Here is a 23767-nt window from a genome sequence, read left to right as displayed (position 1 = left end):
TTGGGATTTTAAAGGAAATAATATGAAAAAATATGTTTTTATGCGTATCTTGCGGTCGTTGGTTTCTATTTTCTTAGTAACGACCTTGATTTACACAATCATCTATACGATGGTTCCACGGAAGTTGATCTTCAAACAAGATACTAACTACAATAAAATTGCAACCACAGCTGATAAACGTGATAACTATGAAAATACCGTCTTTGAGCGTATGGGTTATATCGAATATTATGATACGAAAGAGTTGCAGGAAAAAGCTAGTAGCATTGACTCTTCTGTTACAGTAGATGCAAATGATACAAATAAAGCAATCTATGAAAAATATATCCAACAACTTGGGAATGGTTGGACTCTAGGTGAGTTTACAGAGAGTGGACAATTCTACGCTACACGTGAAATTCCTATTTTTGAACGTGTGTTTAAATTCTATGCAAACTTGCTTGATATTGACCATACAAACAAGATCCAAGACCCTGAGAATCCTAACTTAGAGCGTTATTTGCGCTTTGAGAATGACCCTGCTATCGGTTGGTCTCTTGTGGGTTCAGGTACTAAACACAAATACCTCTTGTACTTCAATAGTCAGTTCCCATTTGTTCACCAAAACTTTGTCAACTTGAACCTAGGAGATTCTTATCCAACTTATGCAAATACTCCTGTTCTTCAAGTTATTACACAAGGACAAGGACAAACGAAGACTTCTGAAGTTCAATTCCCAACTGGTAAGAAAACATCATCAGTAAATATTTACTCAAGAACTTATAAATCTCCGAGTCAAGCTGATGCTCGTGAAGTAGCCAACTACGGTAAAGATGATCCATATACAGCTACTGAGAGCAACTATCAGTACCCATCTATGATTGCAAGTTCTGCTATCACTGGTTTGATTGGTCTTGCGATTTCATATGCGATTGCGATTCCTCTTGGTTCAGCAATGGCTCGTTTCAAAAACACTTGGATCGATAGTTTCTCAACAGGGACTCTAACGTTCTTGTTGGCTCTTCCAACGATTGCCCTAGTCTATATTATTCGTTTGATTGGTTCTTCAATCGGCTTCCCAGACTCATTCCCAATCTTGGGTGCTGGTGATTGGCGTTCTTATGTCCTTCCTGCAGTGATTCTGGGCTTGCTAGGAGCACCTACTATGGCAATTTGGATTCGCCGTTATATGATTGACTTGCAATCACAAGATTTCGTTCGTTTTGCTCGTGCTAAAGGTTTGTCTGAGAAAGAGATTTCTGATAAGCACATCTTTAAAAATGCTATGGTACCACTCGTTTCTGGTATCCCAGGCTCAATTATTGGTGTTATTGGTGGAGCAACTCTTACTGAAACAGTCTTTGCCTTCCCAGGTATGGGTAAAATGTTGATCGACTCTGTAAAAGCTTCAAACAATAATATGGTAGTTGGTCTCGTCTTTATCTTCACTTGTGTCTCAATCTTCTCAAACCTTATTGGAGATATTTGGATGACCATTATTGACCCACGTATTAAATTGACAGAGAAAGGAGGCAAATAATGTCTACAATTAGTAATGAAAAATTTCAGTTTGTAAAACGTGATGATTATGCCTCTGAAGCAATTGATGCTCCTGCCTATTCATACTGGGGTTCTGTTTTTAGACAATTTTTGAAGAAGAAATCAACAGTAATCATGCTAGGTATCTTGATTGCAGTTGTTTTGATGAGTTTCATTTACCCAATGTTCTCTGATTTTGACTTCAATGATGTAAGTAAGGTAAATGATTTTAGCGCTCGTTACATTAAACCAAATGCTGAGCATTGGTTTGGTACAGATAGTAATGGTAAATCTCTCTTTGATGGTGTCTGGTTTGGAGCTCGTAATTCTATCTTGATTTCTGTCATTGCGACCTTTGTCAACCTTTTTATCGGTGTTGTCATTGGTGGAATTTGGGGGATCTCAAAATCAGTTGACCGTATCATGATGGAGGTCTACAACGTTATCAACAATATCCCATCACTTTTGATCGTTATTGTTTTGACTTACTCTATCGGTGCAGGTTTCTGGAACTTGATTTTTGCCATGAGTGTAACAACCTGGATTAATGTTGCTCACTCAATTCGTATCCAAATGTTACGATACCGTGATTTAGAGTATAACCTTGCTTCACGAACCTTGGGAACACCAAGTTATAAGATTATTGTGAAAAACATTATGCCACAATTGGTATCTGTTATTGTTACGAGTACGTCGCAAATGCTTCCAGCCTTTATCTCATATGAAGCTTTCCTATCATTCTTTGGACTTGGATTGCCGATTACAGTTCCTAGCTTGGGTCGTTTGATTTCAGATTACTCTCAAAACGTAACGACAAATGCATACCTCTTCTGGATTCCATTGACAACTTTGGTCTTGGTATCCTTGTCACTGTTCGTTGTTGGTCAAAACCTAGCGGATGCTAGTGATCCACGTACACATAGATAGGAGTAGACATGATAAAAGGAAAAAATGTAATTTTGACTGCTCAAGATATTGTCGTGGAATTTGATGTTCGTGACAAGATTTTGACAGCTATTCGAGGTGTCTCCATCGATTTGATTGAGGGAGAGGTCCTCGCGTTAGTTGGGGAGTCAGGTTCAGGTAAATCAGTTTTGACAAAAACATTCACAGGAATGTTGGAAGAAAATGGTCGTGTTGCACAAGGTAGTATTAATTACCGAGGACAAGATTTGACAACCTTATCTTCTCATAAAGAATGGGAAAGTATTCGTGGTGCGAAGATTGCAACTATCTTCCAAGATCCGATGACCAGTCTAGACCCTATCAAGACAATCGGAAGTCAAATCACAGAAGTTATTGTTAAACACCAAGGCAAGACTGCGCAAGAAGCTAAAGAGATGGCTATTGACTATATGAATAAAGTTGGTATTCCAGATTCTGAGAAACGTTTTGACGAGTATCCTTTCCAATATTCTGGGGGAATGCGTCAACGTATCGTTATCGCGATTGCTCTTGCTTGTCGTCCAGACATTCTTATCTGTGATGAGCCGACAACAGCTCTTGACGTGACCATTCAGGCACAGATTATTGATTTGTTGAAGTCACTTCAACACGAATACCACTTTACAACAATCTTTATCACCCACGACCTAGGTGTCGTAGCAAGTATCGCTGATAAAGTTGCAGTTATGTATGCTGGTGAAATTGTTGAATATGGTACTGTTGAAGAAATTTTCTACGACCCACGTCATCCATATACATGGAGCCTCTTGTCAAGCTTGCCACAACTTGCGGATGACAAAGGTGAATTGTACTCAATCCCTGGAACACCTCCATCGCTTTATACTGAATTGAAGGGAGATGCTTTTGCTCTTCGTTCAGATTATGCTATGAAGATTGACTTCGAGGAAAAAGCACCTCAGTTTGCAGTATCTGATACCCATTGGGCTAAGACATGGTTGCTTCATGAACAAGCTCCAAAAGTTGAAAAACCAGCGGTGATTGCAGATTTACACGACAAGATTCGTGAAAAGATGGGCTTTACACATCTTGAGGACTAGGAGGAAGGAAATGTCTGAAAAATTAGTAGAAATTAAAGACTTAGAAATTTCCTTCGGTGAAGGAAGCAAAAAATTTGTCGCTGTTAAAAATGCGAACTTCTTTATCAACAAAGGAGAAACTTTCTCACTTGTTGGAGAGTCTGGAAGTGGTAAGACAACGATTGGTCGTGCTATTATCGGTCTTAATGACACCAGCAATGGGGACATCATTTTTGAAGGGCAAAAAATTAACGGAAAGAAATCACGTGAACAAGCTTCGGAGTTAATCCGTCGAATTCAGATGATTTTCCAAGACCCAGCAGCTAGCTTGAATGAGCGTGCAACCGTTGACTACATTATCTCTGAAGGTCTATACAACTATCATCTGTTTAAAGATGAGGAAGAAAGAAAAGAAAAAGTTCAAAATATCATTCGTGAAGTTGGACTTTTGGCAGAACACTTGACACGTTATCCACATGAGTTCTCAGGTGGACAACGTCAACGTATTGGTATCGCTCGTGCCTTGGTTATGCAACCAGACTTTGTTATTGCTGATGAGCCAATTTCAGCCTTGGACGTTTCTGTTCGTGCCCAAGTGTTGAACTTGCTTAAGAAATTCCAAAAGGAATTGGGCTTGACTTATCTCTTTATTGCCCATGACTTGTCAGTGGTTCGTTTTATCTCTGATCGTATCGCGGTAATTTACAAGGGTGTCATTGTTGAGGTAGCTGAGACGGAAGAATTGTTTAACAATCCAATCCATCCCTATACTCAAGCTCTCCTATCAGCAGTTCCAATCCCTGATCCGATCTTGGAACGTAAAAAAGTCTTGAAAGTCTATGATCCAGATCAACATGACTATGAGACTGATAAGCCGTCAATGGTTGAAATTCGTCCAGGTCATTATGTTTGGGGGAACCAAGCTGAGTTGGAACGTTATAAAAATAATTTGAAATAAGAAAAAGTTTTATAATCTTGATAGATCTAGTCTATGGAGATTATGAAACTTTTTTTGTAGGAAAGGAATCACTTAAAAAGAAAAGCGATAAGCAAAGACAAGTCTAAAAGTTGATAAAGTAGGAAGATCAACGAAATAAAGTAAATGGTAGGAAAAAAGCAAGGCAATCCTACAGAACTTTGAAAGTCAAAAAGTGCTAATGACTTATCTTGCTCGCTCTTTGAGAAGATAGTTTTATAAAACTACTTTCAGACTAGCATCGCTGAAGCTGCAAAATTAAAATCACTTTCTATTTAAGAATCTACCTTGCATTGCCTTACTTTGTGTGCTAGAGTTATGATAACGGTTACAAAAATTAAGGAGAATTATATGAGAAACCCAGCATTAATGGAAGAAATGGAAACTTACAGAGGAAGAGATGAAGTTCCACAAGACTTTGACGCTTTTTGGGATGGTGAGATTGATAAGGTTTCGGTCTTGCCAGATTACCAACTAGAAGAACGTGATTTTCATATTCCCAATGTGAAGTGTTATGAGTTAAGCTTTAAGGGTACCCGTGATGGCCTTGTTTATGCGCGTATAGTCTTGCCAAAATCAGAAAAGAAAGTACCTGTCATTTTCCACTTCCATGGCTATATGGGACGTTGCTGGGATTGGACAGATATGCTAGCTTTTACAGTAGCTGGTTATGGTGTTGTATCTATGGATGTAAGAGGGCAGTCTGGTTATTCACAAGATGGCTTGCGTTCACCTCTCGGAAATACAGTTAAGGGCCAAATCATCCGTGGTGCAGTAGAAGGAAAAGAGCAACTCTTCTATAAGGATGTTTATCTTGATATTTATCAATTGATTGAGATTATAGCTAGTCTCCCTCAAGTAGATGAGGGGCAATTGGCTAGTTATGGAGCTTCTCAAGGAGGGGCACTAGCTCTAGTGGCTGCGGGGCTAAATCCACGTATCAAACGTACAGTTGCTATTTATCCATTCTTATCAGACTTTAGACGAGTGCTAGAGATTGGAAATACCAGCGAAGCCTATGATGAGCTCTTTCGTTACTTTAAGTTCCATGATCCATTCCATGAGACTGAAGAGCAGATTATGGAGACGCTCGCCTATATCGATGTAAAAAATCTTGCCCATCGCATTAAGGGGGAAGTTCGAATGATTACTGGGCTTGATGACGATGTTTGCTATCCAATCACTCAGTTTGCTATCTACAATCGTTTGACTTGTGAGAAGAGCTATCGCCTGATGCCAGAATACGCACACGAAGCTATGAACGTCCATGTTAATGATCAAGTTTACAATTGGTTGTGTGGCAGTGAAATCCCATTTACCTATGTAGGTCAATAAAGGCTTAGGAAGAAGTACCCTGTGATTTTGAATGAATTACAGGGTTCTTTTCAATATATTTGGATGGCAAGAAAGTAGTTTCAAATAGTTTGATTCTTCCAAATATATTTGAAAGTAGAATCTATTGTAGATTGATTTGACTAAAATTTGTAATATTTATTATATAATAAGTGTAATATCAATTATGAAAGGAGCAAAATCTGTTGTATTTCTTCATAAAAAGTGGAAATTTATGTCATGCAACAGTAGTTCACAGTAAAAAGGATGGGATTCTCCATTCAATATTTCAGTTTCTTTTGCTACTTTAGCCTCGGTGGCATAAAATTTTAAGCAAAAAAGAAAGCGCTTTATTTTTTAAAAACGGAAGGGAAAATATGAATCAGAGACATTTTGATAGAAAACAGCGATACGGAATTCGAAAATTTGCAGTTGGAGCAGCTTCAGTAGTGATTGGAGCAGTTGTTTTTGGTGCTTCACCTGCTTTTGCTCAAGAGGCGCCATCAACGAATGGTGAAACAGCGGGGCAATCTTTGCCAGAATTGCCTAAGGAAGTAGAGACAGGAAATCTGACGAATCTCGATAAGGAACTCGCAGACAAATTGGCAACGGCAACAGATAAGGGAACAGAAGTAAACCGTGAAGAGCTGAAAGCAAACCCAGGGTCTGAAAAACCAACAGAAACAGAAGCATCAAACGAAACTCCAGCTACAGAGAGTGAAGACGAAGAAGAGGTTGGAAAAATTCCTCGTGACTTTTATGCAAGAGAGTTGGAAAATGCCAATACTGTTATAGAGAAGGAAGATGTTGAAACCAATCCTTCAAACGGTCAAAGAGTTGACATGAAGGAGGAGCTAGACAAACTTAAAAAACTTCAAAATGCGACAATTCATATGGAGTTTAAGCCAGATGCATCTGCTCCACGTTTTTACAACCTCTTCTCAGTCTCTAGTGATACCAAAGTAAATGAGTATTTCACTATGGCCATCCTTGATAACACAGCTATCGTTGAAGGTCGTGATGCAAATGGAAATCAATTCTATGGTGATTATAAAACTGCTCCTTTGAAAATTAAGCCAGGTGAGTGGAACTCTGTAACCTTCACAGTTGAAAGACCAAATGCAGACCAACCAAAAGGTCAAGTTCGTGTCTATGTGAATGGTGTCTTGTCGCGTACAAGTCCTCAGTCTGGTCGTTTCATTCAAGATATGCCAGATGTCAACCATGTACAAATCGGTACAACAAAACGCACAGGCAAAAACTTCTGGGGCGCCAATCTTAAAGTCCGTAATCTAACGGTTTATGACCGTGCTCTTTCTCAAGAAGAAGTTAAAAAACGTAGCCAACTTTTTGAAAGAGGAGAGTTGGAGAAGAAACTTCCTGAAGGAGCAGAAGTTACTGATAAACTGGATGTTTTTGAAGGTGGTGAGAACCGCAAGCCAAATAAAGATGGTATCGCAAGCTATCGTATTCCAGCCTTGCTGAAAACTGATAAGGGAACCTTAATTGCTGGTGCAGATGAGAGACGCTTGCATCACTCTGACTGGGGCGATATCGGTATGGTCGTTCGTCGTAGTGATGATAAGGGTAAAACATGGGGAGATAGAATTGTCATCTCAAATCCTCGTGATAATGAGAATGCAAGAAGAGCTCATGCGGGATCACCAGTTAACATCGACATGGCTTTAGTCCAAGATCCGAAAACTAAGCGAATCTTCTCTATTTTTGATATGTTCGTAGAAGGTGAAGCTGTCAGAGATTTACCAGGAAAAGCACCACAAGCCTATGAGCAAATTGGAGATAAGGTTTACCAAGTTTTGTACAAAAAAGGTGAAGCAGGACGTTATACAATCCGTGAAAATGGTGAAGTCTTTGACCCTGAAAATAGAAAGACAGAATACCGTGTTGTAGTTGATCCTAAGAAACCAGCCTATAGTGATAAGGGTGATTTGTATAAAGGTGAAGAACTGATTGGTAATGTCTACTTCGATTATAGCGACAAGAATATCTTTAGAGTTTCAAACACTAACTATCTCTGGATGTCTTATAGCGATGACGATGGAAAAACTTGGTCTGCACCTAAAGATATTACATACGGCATTCGTAAGGACTGGATGCACTTCTTAGGTACTGGACCTGGTACAGGTATTGCCTTGCACTCAGGACCTCATAAAGGGCGTCTGGTTATCCCTGCCTACACTACAAATAACGTATCCTACCTAAGTGGATCCCAGTCTTCACGCGTTATTTATTCAGATGATCATGGTGAAACTTGGCACGCTGGTGAAGCGGTCAATGATAACCGTCCAGTAGGTAACCAAACAATTCATTCTTCAACTATGAATAATCCAGGTGCTCAAAATACTGAGTCAACTGTTGTTCAGTTGAATAATGGGGATCTCAAACTCTTCATGCGTGGATTGACAGGGGATTTGCAAGTTGCAACGAGTAAAGACGGTGGAGCAACTTGGGAAAAAGATGTAAAACGCTATTCAGATGTCAAAGATGTCTATGTTCAAATGTCTGCCATTCATACGGTGCAAGATGGCAAGGAATATATCATCCTCAGTAATGCAGGTGGGCCAGGACGCTACAATGGTTTGGTGCACTTGGCACGTGTGGAAGCTAATGGAGACCTAACTTGGCTCAAGCACAATCCAATTCAAAGTGGTAAATTTGCTTATAACTCCTTGCAAGATCTTGGAAATGGCGAATTTGGCTTGCTTTATGAGCATGCGACTGCCACTCAAAATGAATACACCTTGTCTTATAAGAAATTTAACTGGGATTTCTTAAGCAAGGATAGAATTGCTCCAACAAAAGCAACTGTGAAAAATGCTGTGGAGATGAGCAAAAATGTCATCGCTTTAGAATTTGATTCTGAAGTATTGGTGAATCAGCCACCAGTTCTTAAACTGGCAAATGGGAATTTTGCTACCTTCTTGACGCAGTATGATTCAAAAACCTTGTTATTTGCAGCTAGCAAGGAAGATATTGGTCAAGAAATTACAGAAATCATTGATGGTGCAATTGAGAGCATGCATAATTTGCCTGTAAGTCTTGAAGGGGCAGGAGTCCCTGGTGGGAAAAATGGCGCAAAAGCAGAAATCCATGAAGTTCCAGAATTTACAGGCGCAGTCAATGGTGAAGGTACAGTTCATGAGGATCTAGCCTTTGAAGGTGGCGTCAACGGTGAGGAAGCAGCAATTCATGATTTTCCAGAATTCGAAGGCGGTGTCAATGGTGAGGAAGCAGCCGTTCATGAAATTCCAGAAATAGAAGTTGAAGAAAATCCACCGGGAACTATTAATGAAGTCCCAGAATTCGAAGGTGGCGTCAATGGTGCCGAAGCAGCAGTCCATGAAGTCTCAGACTTCGAGGGTGGCGTCAATGGTGAAGAAGCAGCAGTCCATGAAGTTCCAGAATATATTCCAGTGGAAACTTCAAAAGGAGAAGCAGCTGTTCATGAAATTTCAGACTTTGAAGGTGGTGTCAATGGCGATGAAGGAGCTAAGGCAGAGAGTCCAGAGTTCGAAGGTGGCGTCAATGCAGTAGAAGCGGCTAAGTCAGACACATCAGACTTTGAAGGCGGCGCCAATGGTGAGGAAGGAGCTAAGGCAGAGAGTCCAGAGTTCGAAGGCGGCGTCAATGCAGTAGAAGCAGCCAAGTCAGACACATCAGACTTTGAAGGTGGTGTCAATGGCGATGAAGGAGCTAAGGCAGAGAGTCCAGAGTTCGAAGGTGGTGTCAATGGTGAGGAAGCAGCTAAGTCAGACACATCAGACTTTGAAGGTGGTGTCAATGGCGAGGAAGGAGCTAAAGCAGAGAGCCCAGAGTTCGAAGGTGGCGTCAATGCAGTAGAAGCAGCTAAGTCAGACACATCAGACTTTGAAGGTGGTGTCAATGGCGAGGAAGGAGCTAAAGCAGAGAGTCCAGAGTTTGAAGGTGGCGTCAATGCAGTCGAAGCAGCTAAGTCAGACACATCAGACTTTGAAGGTGGTGTCAATGGCGAGGAAGGAGCTAAAGCAGAGAGTCCAGAGTTCGAAGGTGGCGTCAATGCAGTAGAAGCAGCTAAGTCAGACACATCAGACTTTGAAGGTGGTGTCAATGGCGAAGAAGAAGCTAAGGCAGAGAGTCCAGAGTTCGAAGGCGGTGTGAATGGAGTAGAAGCAGCTAAGTCAGACGCATCAGACTTTGAAGGCGGCGTCAATGGCGATGAAGGAGCTAAGTCAGAGAGCCCAGAGTTCGAAGGCGGTGTGAATGGAGTAGAAGCAGCTAAGTCAGACGCATCAGACTTTGAAGGCGGCGTTAATGCAGTAGAAGCAGCAAGCTCAGAACTTCCAGCCTATGAAGGTGGCGTGAATGGAGTAGAAGCAGCTGTACATGATATACCTGAATTCATTGGAGGAATAAATGGCGAAGCGACAGTACATGAAGTTCCAGAATTTAGTGGTAGTGTCAACGCAGTAGAAGCAGCAAGAGCAGAATCTCCAGAATTTGTAGGCGGTGTCAATGGTGCAGAAGCAGCTGTACATGAAGTCCCAGAATTCAAAGGTGAGCAAGAGATTGTGGTTCAGGCCATGTCGCAAGACAAGACCTATCAGGCACCAGCAGCGCCTGCAATACATCAGCAAGCACTTCCTGAAACTGGAAGTGAAGATGCTGCAACTCTTGCAAGTGTAGGACTTGTGGGGATGCTTCTTGGCATGTTTGCCATGGGCAAGAAAAAAGAATATTAGTGCAATAGATAAACTTAAAGGTTTTATAGAGAAACTTGCTCTTTAATAGAAAGGGTCGTAACCAGAAGGTGTTACGGCCTTTTTCTTTCGTTTTTACGAGTAAAAAGTGACGTTTTCAAGGCTTTGAGAAGTACTAGGCAGAATTTTAAACGTCTGAAACTACTTTCAGGTTGAATTGTTGCATAAAATTGTTTTGAAACTTCAATCTATTCTAGTACAAAATATTGAAAGCGTTTTAATAATGAGCTATAATAGTCACATAAGCACAAAGAAAAAGAAAAGGAGGAAAGTGGATGCCACAAATTAGTAAAGAAGCATTGATTGAACAGATTAAAGATGGAATCATTGTTTCTTGCCAGGCTCTTCCTCATGAACCGCTCTACACAGAAGCGGGAGGAGTAATCCCCTTGCTAGTCAAAGCAGCAGAGCAAGGTGGAGCGGTTGGTATTCGGGCAAACAGTGTCCGAGATATCAAGGAAATCAAGGAAGTTACAAAACTTCCAATTATCGGGATCATCAAGCGAGACTACCCACCACAAGAACCATTCATTACTGCTACAATGAAGGAAGTGGATGAATTAGCTGCACTTGATATCGAAGTTATCGCTCTTGACTGTACTAAGCGTGAACGTTATGACGGCTTAGAGATTCAAGAATTTATTCGCCAAGTGAAGGAAAAATATCCAAATCAATTATTGATGGCGGATACAAGTACCTTTGAAGAAGGCTTAACAGCAGTAGAGGCAGGAATTGACTTTGTCGGTACAACTCTATCAGGTTACACTTCTTACAGTCCAAAAGTGGATGGCCCAGATTTTGAACTCATCAAAAAACTCTGCGACGCAGGGGTGGATGTCATCGCTGAAGGGAAAATTCACACACCAGAACAAGCTAAGCAAATCCTAGGCTATGGAGTGCGAGGCATCGTTGTAGGTGGCGCTATTACTAGACCAAAAGAGATTACGGAACGCTTCGTTGCCGGTCTTAAGTAACATCATATAAAAAAACGAGGAGAGTGGTTGATTAGTAGGAAAAAATGAAAACGTATACAAAGTCGACATTGCTCTTTATCCAATTCGGATACGCTTAACATCATTTAGGAGAATACAAATGAAATTTAGAAAACTAGCTTGTACAGTACTTGCGGGTGCTGCGGTTCTATCACTTGCTGCTTGTGGCAAATCAGACGCTAACAAAGATGCTGCCAAATCAGGCGATGCAGCAACAACAGAAATTACTTGGTGGGCATTCCCGGTATTTACTCAAGAAAAATCTGGTGACGGTGTTGGAACTTATGAAAAATCTATCATCGAAGCTTTCGAAAAAGCAAATCCAGATATCAAAGTTAAACTAGAAACAATCGACTTCAAATCTGGACCAGAAAAAATCACAACAGCTATCGAAGCTGGAACAGCTCCAGACGTACTTTTTGACGCACCAGGTCGTATCATCAATTACGGTAAAAATGGTAAATTGGCTGAGTTGAATGACCTCTTTACAGATGAATTTGTGAAAGATGTTAACAACGAAAACATTGTACAAGCAAGTAAAGCTGGCGACAAAGCTTACATGTATCCAATCAGTTCTGCACCATTCTACATGGCTATGAACAAGAAAATGTTGGAAGACGCTGGTGTAGCTAACCTTGTTAAAGAAGGTTGGACAACAGACGACTTTGAAAAAGTTTTGAAAGCGCTCAAAGATAAAGGATATACTCCAGGTTCATTGTTCAGTTCTGGTCAAGGGGGAGACCAAGGAACACGTGCCTTCATCTCTAACCTTTACGGCGGTTCTGTAACTGATAAAGAAGTAACTAAATACACAACTGACGATCCTAAATTTGTCAAAGGTCTTGAAAAAGCAGCTAGCTGGATCAAAGACGGTTTGTTGAATAACGGTTCACAATTTGACGGTGGAGCAGACATCCAAAACTTTGCAAACGGTCAAACTTCATACACAATCCTTTGGGCACCAGCTCAAAACGGTATCCAAGCTAAACTTTTGGAAGCAAGTAAAGTTGAAGTGGTAGAAGTTCCATTCCCATCTAATTCTGGCAAACCAGCTCTTGAATACCTTGTAAACGGATTTGCAGTATTTAACAACAAAGATGAAAAGAAAGTTGCTGCAGCTAAGAAATTCATCCAATTCATCGCTGATGATAAAGAGTGGGGTCCTAAAGACGTAGTTCGTACAGGAGCATTCCCAGTTCGTACTTCATTTGGAAAACTTTACGATGACAAACGTATGGAAACAATCAGTGGTTGGACTCAATACTACTCTCCATACTACAACACAATCGACGGATTTGCTGAAATGAGAACTCTATGGTTCCCAATGTTGCAAGCAGTATCTAATGGTGACCAAGAACCTGCTGCAGCTTTGAAAGCATTCACTGAAAAAGCAAACGAAACTATCAAAAAAGCAGCTAAACAATAAGCCCTAATTTAAAAGTTGAGTCCCCCCTTTTCCCTGTGCGCATACGTGTAAGAAAAGGGGGACTTTTGTTTAAAATGTAAGGAACTGACAGGTCAAAATTAAAATGAAGTTCTTACATAGGCTAATCTTAGAAAAAATTTCATTTTGATTTTACATCAATGTCAGACGACAATCAAAAAACAAAAACTATTTGAAAGTGAGGTGCCGACTGTGAAAGTCAATAAAATCCGTATGCGGGAAACAGTTATTTCCTACGCATTCTTAGCACCAGTATTAATCTTCTTTACCGTCTTCGTCTTAGCTCCAATGATCATGGGCTTCATCACTAGTTTCTTTAACTACTCGATGACTAGCTTTGAGTTTGTGGGATTGGACAACTACATCCGCATGTTTAAAGACCCTGTCTTTACAAAATCTTTGATCAACACCGTTATCTTGGTTATCGGATCTGTACCGGTCGTTGTACTCTTCTCGCTCTTTGTGGCGTCACAAACCTACCAACAAAATGCGGTTGCTAGATCTTTCTACCGTTTCGTATTCTTCCTACCTGTTGTTACTGGTAGTGTTGCCGTTACGGTTGTTTGGAAATGGATCTACGATCCACTATCAGGTATTTTGAACTTTGTCCTTAAGTCGAGCAACATTATCAGCCAGAACATTTCTTGGCTCGGAGATAAAAACTGGGCTTTGCTTGCGATTATGATTATCCTTTTGACAACTTCTGTTGGTCAACCGATTATCCTTTACATCGCGGCAATGGGAAATATTGACAATTCACTCGTTGAAGCGGCGCGTGTTGATGGTGCTACTGAGTTTCAAGTTTTCTGGAAGATTAAATGGCCAAGCCTTCTTCCGACAACTCTTTATATCGCAATCATCACAACGATTAACTCATTCCAGTGTTTCGCCCTCATTCAGCTTTTGACATCTGGTGGACCAAACTACTCAACAAGTACACTTATGTACTACCTTTACGAAAAAGCCTTCCAATTGACAGAATACGGTTATGCTAATACCATCGGTGTCTTCTTGGCAATCATGATTGCTATCGTAAGCTTTGTTCAATTCAAAGTGCTTGGAAACGACGTAGAATACTAAGAGAAAGGAGACAGCTATGCAATCTACACAAAAGAAACCTTTAACAGCCTTCACTGTTATTTCAACTATCATTTTGCTCTTGTTGACTGTACTCTTCATCTTTCCATTTTACTGGATCTTGACAGGTGCATTCAAATCACAACCGGATACCATTATGATTCCACCACAATGGTTCCCTAAAGCACCAACTATGGAGAACTTCCAACAATTGATGGTGCAAAACCCAGCCTTGCAATGGATGTGGAACTCAGTCTTCATTTCCTTGGTAACTATGTTCTTGGTTTGTGCAACTTCATCTCTAGCAGGTTATGTACTGGCTAAGAAACGTTTCTATGGCCAACGCATCCTCTTTGCAATCTTTATCGCAGCCATGGCTCTTCCAAAACAAGTTGTCCTTGTTCCATTGGTACGTATCGTCAACTTCATGGGAATCCATGACACTCTTTGGGCAGTTATCTTGCCTTTGATTGGATGGCCATTTGGGGTCTTCCTTATGAAACAGTTCAGTGAAAACATTCCAACAGAATTGCTCGAATCTGCTAAAATCGATGGATGCGGTGAGATTCGTACATTCTGGAGCGTAGCCTTCCCTATTGTGAAACCTGGATTTGCGGCTCTTGCAATCTTTACCTTCATCAATACTTGGAATGACTACTTCATGCAATTGGTAATGTTGACTTCACGTCAAAACTTGACTATCTCACTCGGGGTTGCAACTATGCAGGCCGAGATGGCAACTAACTATGGATTAATCATGGCAGGTGCTGCCCTTGCAGCTGTGCCAATCGTAACAGTCTTCCTTGTCTTCCAAAAATCCTTCACTCAAGGTATTACTATGGGAGCTGTCAAAGGATAGTACTCTGCGAAAATCGAATATAGTACAATCTGTTTATCAGTATGCAGAAGTATAGTTGATAGACTAAGAGAATACAGGATATATAAGTGTCTACAAAATGGAGAGGAGTTGCTTACTTCATGAAGTTTTGTTAGACACTTATAAACTTACTAGCCAGACATTTCTTGTCTGAAGCTAACAATCAAGTAAAGGAATTACTATGATTTTTGATGATTTAAAAAATATCACCTTTTATAAAGGGATTCATCCAAATCTAGATAAGGCCATTGATTATCTCTACGAGCATCGAAAAGAGTCTTTTGAACTTGGGAAATATGAGATTGACGGAGATAAGGTCTTTCTAGTTGTACAAGAAAATGTCCTTAACCAAGAAGAAAATGATCGCTTTGAGCATCATAAAAACTATGCAGACTTGCATTTATTGGTAGAGGGTCATGAGTATTCAAGCTATGGGTCTCGTGTTAAAGACGAGGCAGTAGCTTTTGACGAGGCAAGTGATATCGGCTTCGTCCACTGTCATGAACAATACCCACTTTTATTGGGTTATCACAACTTTGCGATTTTCTTTCCAGGGGAACCTCATCAGCCAAATGGTTATGCTGGCATGGAAGACAAGGTTCGCAAACATTTGTTTAAAATTTTAATTGATTAGTAAGTTAGGAGGAGCGAACAATGGCACAGAAAGGATCTGGATTACTCAAGGCGGCATTCGATACGGATAACTTTCTTATGCGATTTTGTGAGAAGGTTTTAGATATCGTGACGGTTAACCTACTCTTTGTTGTGTCTTGTTTGCCTATTGTGACAATCGGAGTAGCAAAAATTAGTCTCTATCAGACAATCTTCGAAGTTAAGAGTAGTCGTCGTGTTCCAGTTTTTAAAACATATATGAGAGCCTTTAAGCAAAATTTGAAATTAGGTCTCCAGTTAGGTTTGTTGGAACTAGGAATTTTTCTAATTAGTGTAGTTGATTTGTCTCTATTCTGGGGGCAAACAGGCCTAGGTTTCCAGCTCATTAAAGCCATTTGCTTGGGAATTCTGATATTTTTAACCCTAGTTATGTTGGCTAGCTATCCTATTGCAGCGCGTTATGACTTGACTTGGAAAGAAGCACTCCAAAAGGGCTTGCTCTTAGTTAGCTTTAATTTCGTGTGGTTCTTCTTGATGCTTGCGATTATTTTGTTAATCATTATGCTTCTCTATCTATCAGGTTTTACTCTAGTACTTGGTGGTTCAGCGTTTCTACTCTTTGGCTTTGGTCTTCTTGCCTTTTGCCAAGCTGGATTAATGGAAAAATTGTTTGCTAAATATCAAGCAGATTGAAAACGATATGAAACTACTTTCAAACAAGAAACGCTATGGGAGATGAATAGAAATTAAAATCTAAGTGGCTGAGATGTATTGAAAGCGCTTTTTACAAGGTGTATACTAAAATAGTAAAAAATCATCTGCTCAGAGCAGAAAATAAGAAATCTTAGGAGAAATCTATGTCAGATTTAAAAAAATATGAAGGTGTTATTCCTGCCTTCTACGCATGTTATGATGATGAGGGAGAAGTAAGCCCAGAACGAACTCGTGCTTTGGTGCAATACTTTATTGATAAAGGTGTTCAAGGACTTTATGTCAACGGTTCTTCAGGTGAATGTATCTACCAAAGTGTAGCAGACCGCAAGTTGATCTTGGAAGAAGTCATGGCTGTTGCTAAAGGTAAATTGACCATCATTGCTCACGTGGCTTGCAACAATACTAAAGATAGTATCGAGCTTGCTCGCCATGCTGAAAGCTTGGGAGTAGATGCTATCGCAACAATCCCACCAATTTACTTCCGTTTGCCTGAGTACTCAGTAGCAAAATACTGGAACGACATCAGTGCAGCAGCACCAAATACAGACTATGTTATCTATAACATTCCTCAATTGGCAGGAGTTGCTTTGACTCCAAGCCTTTACACAGAAATGTTGAAAAACCCACGTGTCATCGGTGTTAAAAACTCTTCAATGCCAGTTCAAGATATCCAAACTTTTGTAAGTCTTGGTGGTGATAATCATATCGTCTTTAATGGTCCAGACGAACAATTCCTTGGTGGACGTCTCATGGGTGCTAAAGCTGGTATCGGTGGTACTTATGGTGCTATGCCAGAACTCTTCTTGAAACTCAACCAATTGATTGCGGAAAAAGACCTAGAAACAGCGCGTGAATTGCAATATGCAATCAACGCTATCATTGGAAAATTGACTGCTGCACATGGAAACATGTACGGTGTTATCAAAGAAGTCTTGAAAATCAATGAAGGACTTAATATCGGATCAGTTCGTTCTCCACTTACACCAGTGACCGAAGAAGATCGTCCAGTTGTAGAAGCAGCTGCTCAATTGATTCGTGAAACTAAGGAGCGTTTCCTCTAATCAATAGGAGGCTTTATGACTAATTATGTTGCAATTGATATTGGTGGAACTAATATCAAATACGGTTTGATTGACCAAGATGGACAACTTGTAGAGTCTCACGAAGTAGCGACTGAGGCTCACAAGGGTGGTCCCCACATCTTACAAAAGACAAAAGATATCGTAGCTAGCTATCTCGAAAAAGGTCCAGTGTCAGGTGTCGCCATTTCCTCTGCGGGAATGGTTGACCCTGATAAGGGTGAGATTTTCTATGCAGGTCCACAGATTCCAAATTATGCCGGAACCCAATTTAAAAAGGAAATTGAAGGAAGTTTTGGAATTCCATGTGAGATTGAAAATGATGTCAACTGCGCAGGGTTAGCAGAAGCGGTTTCTGGATCTGGAAAAGGTGCAGGAATAACGCTATGTCTGACCATTGGAACAGGTATCGGTGGTTGCTTAATCATTGATGGCCAAGTTTTCCATGGCTTTAGTAATTCTGCCTGTGAAGTTGGCTACATGCACATGCAAGATGGAGACTTCCAAGATCTAGCTTCTACAACTGCCTTGGTTGAGAATGTAGCCAAGGCTCATGATGAGGAAGTGGCTCATTGGAATGGTCGTAGAATTTTCAAAGAAGCTACAGAAGGCAATAAACTCTGTATGGAGGGAATTGACCGTATGGTAGACTATCTTGGGAAAGGTCTTGCTAACATTTGTTATGTTGCCAATCCTGAGGTTGTTATACTAGGTGGTGGTATTATGGGGCAGGAAGCGATTTTGAAACCAAAAATTCGTAAAGCTCTAAAAAATGCGCTTGTTCCAAGTCTAGCGGAAAAAACAAGATTAGAATTTGCGCATCATCAAAATACTGCAGGTATGCTTGGTGCTTACTATCACTTCAAAACAAAACAATCCTAAGCTGGCCTTGCCACTTTAGGATTTTTTAGTGGTAAATAGTGGCAAAAGCATTTAGTAAAAATCTAGTTAAAAATTTGGAAGCCCTTGCATTTTTCAGGATAATATAGTATATTTATTATACTGCAGAGACTCTAGGTAAAATTTTTGCTAGTTTGAGCCTTATTTTATTTTCAAAAAATGTAAGCGATTTCTCTAAAAGAACTTACCCAAAAATAAATAGCTTAGGAGCGGAGTTTTAAGCTAGGGAATCAAACAAAAAATGTCGCCAGCTAAAGCTGGGCTTGGGCAGTAGCTGACTGCTCTAGAATAGTAGGAGTATTTGATGAAACAATATTTTTTAGAAAAAGGTAGAATATTTAGTATTCGTAAACTGACTGTTGGTGTTGCTTCTGTCGCAGTTGGTCTTGCTTTTTTTGCGTCTGGTAATGTTGCGGCTAATGAAATCGTAACAGAACCAAAACTTGAAGTAGATAGTCAAGCAAAAGAAGTGGCAGATAAAAGCCCGGAAACTCTAGACGCTGTCAAAGAAGTAGCTGAAAAACCAGCTCCTCTTGTAAAAAATGCAGTAGAAGAATCAGGTGATTTACTCCCTGAAGAAATTCCTGATCGTGCTTATCCTGATACGCCAGTGAAAAAAATGGATACTTCAGCCATTGTTTCAGAGAAAGAAAGTCCACAAGTAGAGGCTAAGAGCATTTTGAAACCTACAGAAGTGGCTCCATCTGAAGGCGAAAAAGAAAATAGAGCCATTATCAATGGCGGACAAGACCTTAAGCATATCAATTATGAAGGTCAACCGGCTACATCAGCAGCGATGGTTTATACAATTTTCAGTTCACCTCTAGCAGGTGGTGGAACTCAGCGTTACCTCAATTCTGGATCTGGTATCTTTGTCGCTCCAAATATCATGTTGACAGTGGCTCATAATTTCTTGAAGAAGGATGCCGAAACCAATGCTGGTAATATCTTAGGTGGTGATACTGCTAAGTTCTATTACAATGTTGGATCTAATACTCCAAAAGAAAGATCTCTACCAACTTCAGGAAAAACTGTTTTGTTCCAAGAAAAGGACATCCATTTCTGGAATAAAGAAAAGTTTGGTGAAGGATACAAAAATGACCTAGCCTTGGTTGTTGCACCAGTTCCAGTACAGATTGCAAGCCCAAATAAGGCTGCAACCTTTACTCCTTTAGCTGAATACCGTACCTATAACCCTGGTGAGCCAGTTAGCACGATCGGCTACCCAACAGATTCTACTTCTCCAGAATTGAAAGAACCAATCGTACCTGGTCAATTGTATAAGGCTGACGGTGTCGTTAAAGGTACTGAAAAATATGATGATAAGGGAACTGTTGGTGTCACTTATCGTTTGACTTCTGTATCAGGTCTTTCTGGTGGCGGTATCATCAACGGTGATGGTAAAGTTATCGGTATTCACCAACGTGGAACTGTTGACAATATGAATATTGCTGAAAAAGACCGCTTCGGTGGAGGTCTTGTCTTGTCTCCAGAACAACTAGCATGGGCTAAAGGCATCATTGATAAATACGGTGTTAAAGGCTGGTATCAAGGCGATAATGGTAGCCGTTATTATTTCACTCCAGAAGGGAAAATGCTCAGAAATGAGACGGCTGTAATTGGTGAAAACAAATATTCATTCGATGAAAGTGGTGTAGCAACTCTCCTTGAAGGTGTTGAATATGGACGAGTTGTTATCGAACACGTAGACCAGAAAGATAATCCAGTCAAAGAAAACGATACTTTTGTTGAAAAGACAGAAGTTGGAGCTCAATTTGACTATAACTATAAAACAGAAATTGAGAAGACTGACTTCTACAAGAAGAACAAAGACAAATATGAGATTGTCTCAATTGATGGCAAAGCTGTCAACAAGCAATTAAAAGATGCTTGGGGAGATGATTATAGCGTTGTGAGCAAGGCTCCTGCAGGAACTCGCGTCATCAAGGTTGTTTATAAGGTCAATAAAGGTTCCTTCGACATTCGTTACCGCTTGAAAGGTACAGATCAAGAATTGGCACCTGCCACTGTTGACAACAATGAAGGTAAAGAATATGAAGTTTCCTTTGTTCACAGATTCCAAGCCAAAGAAATTGCAGGCTACCGTGCAGTCAACTCAAGCCGAGAAGCTACCATCCAACACAAAGGAGTGAACCAAGTTATTTTTGAATACGAAAAAATTGAAGATCCAAAACCAGTAACACCAGTCACTCCAGCAGTTGATCCAAAAGATGAAGAAACAGAAATTGCTGCATATGGACCACTTCCAAGCAAGGCTCAATTGGACTACCACAAGGAAGAATTAGCTGCCTTTATCCACTATGGTATGAATACTTATACCAACTCTGAGTGGGGAAATGGTAGAGAAAATCCTCAAAACTTTAACCCAACTAACCTTGATACAGACCAGTGGATTAAGACTTTGAAGGATGCCGGGTTCAAACGAACAATCATGGTTGTAAAACACCACGATGGATTTGTAATCTATCCTTCTCAATACACAAAACATACCGTGGCTGCAAGTCCATGGAAAGATGGTAAGGGTGACCTTCTCGAAGAAATCTCTAAATCAGCGACTAAGTATGACATGAATATGGGTGTTTACCTATCACCATGGGATGCTAACCATCCTAAATATCATGTTGCGACTGAGAAAGAGTACAACGAATACTACCTCAACCAACTCAAGGAAATCCTTGGCAATCCTAAATACGGAAATAATGGTAAGTTTATCGAAGTTTGGATGGACGGAGCGCGTGGTAGCGGAGCTCAAAAAGTAACCTACACCTTTGACAAGTGGTTCGAGTACATCAAGAAAGCTGAAGGAGATATCGCTATCTTCTCTGCTCAACCAACAAGTGTACGTTGGATCGGGAATGAACGTGGTATCGCTGGAGATCCAGTTTGGCATAAGGTTAAGAAAGCTAAAATCACTGACGATGTGAAGAATGAATATCTCAACCACGGGGATCCAGAAGGAGATATGTACTCTGTAGGTGAAGCAGACGTTTCTATCCGTTCAGGTTGGTTCTACCATGACAATCAACAACCAAAATCAATCAAAGATTTGATGGATATCTACTTCAAGTCTGTTGGTCGTGGAACGCCGCTTCTTCTCAATATTCCACCTAATAAAGAAGGTAAATTCGCAGATGCAGACGTGGCTCGCTTGAAAGAATTCCGAGCAACCTTGGATCAAATGTATGCGACTGACTTTGCTAAGGGTGCAACTGTAACTGCAAGTTCTACTCGTAAGAATCACTTGTATCAAGCAAGCCACCTAACAGATGGTAAGGATGATACTAGCTGGGCATTAGCAAATGATGCTAAGACAGGTGAATTTACTGTCGATCTTGGTCAAAAGAGACGCTTTGACGTGATTGAACTCAAAGAAGATATCGCTAAAGGTCAGCGTATCTCTGGCTTCAAGGTTGAAGTTGAACTCAATGGCCGTTGGGTACCATACGGTGAAGGCTCAACTGTTGGTTATCGTCGCCTAATCCAAGGTCAACCAGTAGAAGCACAAAAGATTCGTGTGACTATTACTGGTGCGCAAGCAACACCTATTTTGACAAACTTCTCTGTTTATAAGACTCCAAGCAGTATCGAGAAAACAGATGGTTACCCTCTAGGACTAGATTACCATTCAAATACAACAGCAGATAAAGCAAATACAACTTGGTATGACGAATCTGAAGGTATCCGCGGAACTTCTATGTGGACTAACCAAAAAGATGCAAGCGTCACTTACCGTTTCACTGGGACAAAAGCATATGTAGTGTCTACAGTTGATCCAAACCACGGTGAAATGTCAGTTTACGTGGATGGTCAAAAGGTTGCAGATGTTCAAACCAATAATGCGGCTCGTAAACGTAGCCAGATGGTTTATGAAACAGATGACTTGGCTCCAGGTGAACATACCATCAAACTCGTTAACAAAACTGGAAAAGCTATTGCAACTGAAGGTATCTACACGCTCAACAATGCTGGTAAAGGTATGTTTGAGTTGAAAGAAACAACCTATGAAGTTCAAAAAGGACAACCAGTTACTGTAACCATTAAACGTGTTGGTGGTAGCAAGGGAGCTGCGACAGTTCATGTTGTGACTGAGCCAGGAACAGGGGTTCACGGTAAGGTATATAAAGATACAACGGCTGATTTGACCTTCCAAGATGGTGAAACAGAAAAGACTTTGACAATTCCGACAATTGACTTTACTGAACAAGCTGATTCAATCTTTGACTTTAAAGTGAAAATGACTAGCGCTTCAGACGATGCCTTGCTTGGATTTGCAACTGAAGCAACTGTTCGAGTAATGAAAGCTGAATTGCTTCAAAAAGATCAAGTAAGTCACGATGATCAGGCCAGTCAACTTGACTATAGCCCAGGTTGGCATCATGAAACCAATTCTTCTGGCAAATACCAAAACACTGAGTCTTGGGCATCATTTGGTCGTTTGACTGAAGAGCAAAAGAAAAATGCTAGCGTAACAGCTTACTTCTACGGAACAGGTCTTGAAATCAAAGGTTTTGTTGATCCTGGACATGGTATCTACAAGGTAACTCTGGATGGTAAAGAACTTGAGTATCAAGATGGTCAAGGAAATGCCTCTGATGTCAATGGCAAGAAGTACTTCAGTGGTACAGCAGCTACACGTCAAGGCGATCAGACTCTCGTTCGTTTGACTGGGCTAGAAGAAGGTTGGCATGCTGTAACCTTGCAATTGGATCCAAAACGAAATGATACCTCTAGAAATATTGGTATCCAAGTTGACCAGTTCATCACTCGTGGTGAAGATAGCGCTCTTTATACCAAAGAAGAATTAGTTCAAGCTATGAAGAACTGGAAGGATGAATTGGCTAAATTTGACCAAACAGCCTTGAAAAACACTCCAGAGGCGCGTCAAGCCTTCAAGTCAAACTTGGACAAATTATCAGAACAACTTTCAGCAAGCACTGTCGATGCGCAAGAGTTGATGCTGACAGCCACAACCTTACAAGCTATCCTTGATAAGGAAGACAACTACGGTTCAGATGACACACCGACACCAGACCAGCCAGAGGAGCCAAACTACGACAAGGCTATGGCAAGTCTGGCAGAAGCGATTGAAAGAAAGACTAAAGAACTTGGCGATGATAAGGAAGCTAAGAAGAAATTAGTTGAGTTGGCCGAACAAGCTCTTACTGCTATCCAGGAAGCTAAGACTCAGGATGCAGTAGATAAGGCTTTGGGAAATGCTCTAGCTGGTATTAATCAGCTTCAAGCGACTCCAAAAGAGGATCCAAAACCAGAAGAACCAACCATCGACTACGACAAGGCTATGGCAAGTCTGGCAGAAGCAATTGAAAGAAAGACTAAAGAACTTGGTGACGATAAAGATGCTAAGAAGAAATTAGTTGAGTTGGCAGAGCAAGCTGTTTCAGCTATTCAAGAAGCTAAGACTCAAGATGCAGTAGATAAGGCTTTGGCAACTGGTCTAGCTGCTATCAATCAACTTCAAGCAACTC

The 23767-nt window shown here is 40.6% G+C and carries 15 protein-coding genes; all 15 read left to right on the top strand.

The window, feature by feature from the left end; genetic code table 11:
- Nucleotides 1–22: 22 nt before the first annotated feature.
- Complete coding sequence (locus tag QM874_RS08080) at nucleotides 23–1519, top strand: ABC transporter permease (protein WP_371620815.1); 1497 nt, start codon at nucleotides 23–25, stop codon at nucleotides 1517–1519.
- Nucleotides 1519–2445: an oligopeptide ABC transporter permease OppC gene (oppC, locus tag QM874_RS08075; RefSeq protein ID WP_414271180.1), complete on the top strand. Its 927-nt coding sequence runs from the start codon at nucleotides 1519–1521 to the stop codon at nucleotides 2443–2445. The genes QM874_RS08080 and oppC overlap by 1 nt, the downstream gene beginning before the upstream one ends.
- A gap of 8 nt (nucleotides 2446–2453) precedes the next feature.
- A complete protein-coding gene (locus QM874_RS08070) occupies nucleotides 2454–3521 on the top strand; it encodes an ABC transporter ATP-binding protein (protein WP_414316890.1) in 1068 nt (355 codons plus the stop codon).
- A 10-nt stretch (nucleotides 3522–3531) separates the two neighbouring features.
- On the top strand, nucleotides 3532–4458 hold the full coding sequence (locus QM874_RS08065; protein WP_414271178.1) for an ATP-binding cassette domain-containing protein: 927 nt from the start codon (nucleotides 3532–3534) through the stop codon (nucleotides 4456–4458).
- Between the two features lie 369 nt (nucleotides 4459–4827).
- Nucleotides 4828–5811 (top strand): acetylxylan esterase, encoded by a 984-nt coding sequence (locus QM874_RS08060; protein ID WP_414271177.1) that lies wholly within the window; start codon nucleotides 4828–4830, stop codon nucleotides 5809–5811.
- A gap of 374 nt (nucleotides 5812–6185) precedes the next feature.
- Nucleotides 6186–10547 (top strand): SIALI-17 repeat-containing surface protein, encoded by a 4362-nt coding sequence (locus tag QM874_RS08055; protein WP_414316889.1) that lies wholly within the window; start codon nucleotides 6186–6188, stop codon nucleotides 10545–10547.
- 293 nt (nucleotides 10548–10840) lie between these two features.
- Nucleotides 10841–11539, top strand: coding sequence for an N-acetylmannosamine-6-phosphate 2-epimerase (locus tag QM874_RS08050; RefSeq protein WP_075231410.1), 699 nt, complete (start codon nucleotides 10841–10843; stop codon nucleotides 11537–11539).
- Between the two features lie 118 nt (nucleotides 11540–11657).
- On the top strand, nucleotides 11658–12983 hold the full coding sequence (locus tag QM874_RS08045) for an ABC transporter substrate-binding protein (RefSeq protein WP_414316888.1): 1326 nt from the start codon (nucleotides 11658–11660) through the stop codon (nucleotides 12981–12983).
- Between the two features lie 231 nt (nucleotides 12984–13214).
- Entirely contained in the window at nucleotides 13215–14081 is an 867-nt protein-coding gene (locus tag QM874_RS08040; protein WP_075231411.1) for a carbohydrate ABC transporter permease, read from the top strand.
- A gap of 16 nt (nucleotides 14082–14097) precedes the next feature.
- Nucleotides 14098–14937 (top strand): carbohydrate ABC transporter permease, encoded by an 840-nt coding sequence (locus tag QM874_RS08035; RefSeq protein ID WP_045613500.1) that lies wholly within the window; start codon nucleotides 14098–14100, stop codon nucleotides 14935–14937.
- A 199-nt stretch (nucleotides 14938–15136) separates the two neighbouring features.
- Nucleotides 15137–15589, top strand: coding sequence for a YhcH/YjgK/YiaL family protein (locus QM874_RS08030; protein WP_075229736.1), 453 nt, complete (start codon nucleotides 15137–15139; stop codon nucleotides 15587–15589).
- A 20-nt stretch (nucleotides 15590–15609) separates the two neighbouring features.
- Nucleotides 15610–16260, top strand: coding sequence for a DUF624 domain-containing protein (locus QM874_RS08025; protein ID WP_414316887.1), 651 nt, complete (start codon nucleotides 15610–15612; stop codon nucleotides 16258–16260).
- Nucleotides 16261–16424: 164 nt separating this feature from the next.
- The gene (locus tag QM874_RS08020; RefSeq protein ID WP_254726698.1) at nucleotides 16425–17342 is read left to right on the top strand and encodes a dihydrodipicolinate synthase family protein; all 918 of its coding nucleotides are present in this window, start codon (nucleotides 16425–16427) and stop codon (nucleotides 17340–17342) included.
- Between the two features lie 15 nt (nucleotides 17343–17357).
- Nucleotides 17358–18242, top strand: a complete 885-nt coding sequence (locus tag QM874_RS08015; RefSeq protein ID WP_414316886.1) for an ROK family protein — start codon at nucleotides 17358–17360, stop codon at nucleotides 18240–18242.
- Between the two features lie 322 nt (nucleotides 18243–18564).
- The coding region (locus tag QM874_RS08010; RefSeq protein WP_414316885.1) for an alpha-L-fucosidase at nucleotides 18565–23767 on the top strand (5203 nt) is incomplete at its 3' end.

It is taken from the genome of Streptococcus infantis (genome assembly GCF_047463615.1).
GTDB lineage: Bacteria > Bacillota > Bacilli > Lactobacillales > Streptococcaceae > Streptococcus > Streptococcus infantis_X.
This window is presented reverse-complemented; position numbering and strand designations above follow the sequence as displayed.

Coding starts and splice junctions, on each gene's coding strand:
- QM874_RS08020 (WP_254726698.1), top strand. CDS start 16,425: ATGTCAGATTTAAAAAAATATGAAGGTGTTATTCCTGCCTTCTACGCA.
- QM874_RS08035 (WP_045613500.1), top strand. CDS start 14,098: ATGCAATCTACACAAAAGAAACCTTTAACAGCCTTCACTGTTATTTCA.
- QM874_RS08025 (WP_414316887.1), top strand. CDS start 15,610: ATGGCACAGAAAGGATCTGGATTACTCAAGGCGGCATTCGATACGGAT.
- QM874_RS08050 (WP_075231410.1), top strand. CDS start 10,841: ATGCCACAAATTAGTAAAGAAGCATTGATTGAACAGATTAAAGATGGA.
- oppC (WP_414271180.1), top strand. CDS start 1,519: ATGTCTACAATTAGTAATGAAAAATTTCAGTTTGTAAAACGTGATGAT.
- QM874_RS08055 (WP_414316889.1), top strand. CDS start 6,186: ATGAATCAGAGACATTTTGATAGAAAACAGCGATACGGAATTCGAAAA.
- QM874_RS08040 (WP_075231411.1), top strand. CDS start 13,215: ATGCGGGAAACAGTTATTTCCTACGCATTCTTAGCACCAGTATTAATC.
- QM874_RS08015 (WP_414316886.1), top strand. CDS start 17,358: ATGACTAATTATGTTGCAATTGATATTGGTGGAACTAATATCAAATAC.
- QM874_RS08045 (WP_414316888.1), top strand. CDS start 11,658: ATGAAATTTAGAAAACTAGCTTGTACAGTACTTGCGGGTGCTGCGGTT.
- QM874_RS08070 (WP_414316890.1), top strand. CDS start 2,454: ATGATAAAAGGAAAAAATGTAATTTTGACTGCTCAAGATATTGTCGTG.
- QM874_RS08080 (WP_371620815.1), top strand. CDS start 23: ATGAAAAAATATGTTTTTATGCGTATCTTGCGGTCGTTGGTTTCTATT.
- QM874_RS08060 (WP_414271177.1), top strand. CDS start 4,828: ATGAGAAACCCAGCATTAATGGAAGAAATGGAAACTTACAGAGGAAGA.
- QM874_RS08030 (WP_075229736.1), top strand. CDS start 15,137: ATGATTTTTGATGATTTAAAAAATATCACCTTTTATAAAGGGATTCAT.
- QM874_RS08065 (WP_414271178.1), top strand. CDS start 3,532: ATGTCTGAAAAATTAGTAGAAATTAAAGACTTAGAAATTTCCTTCGGT.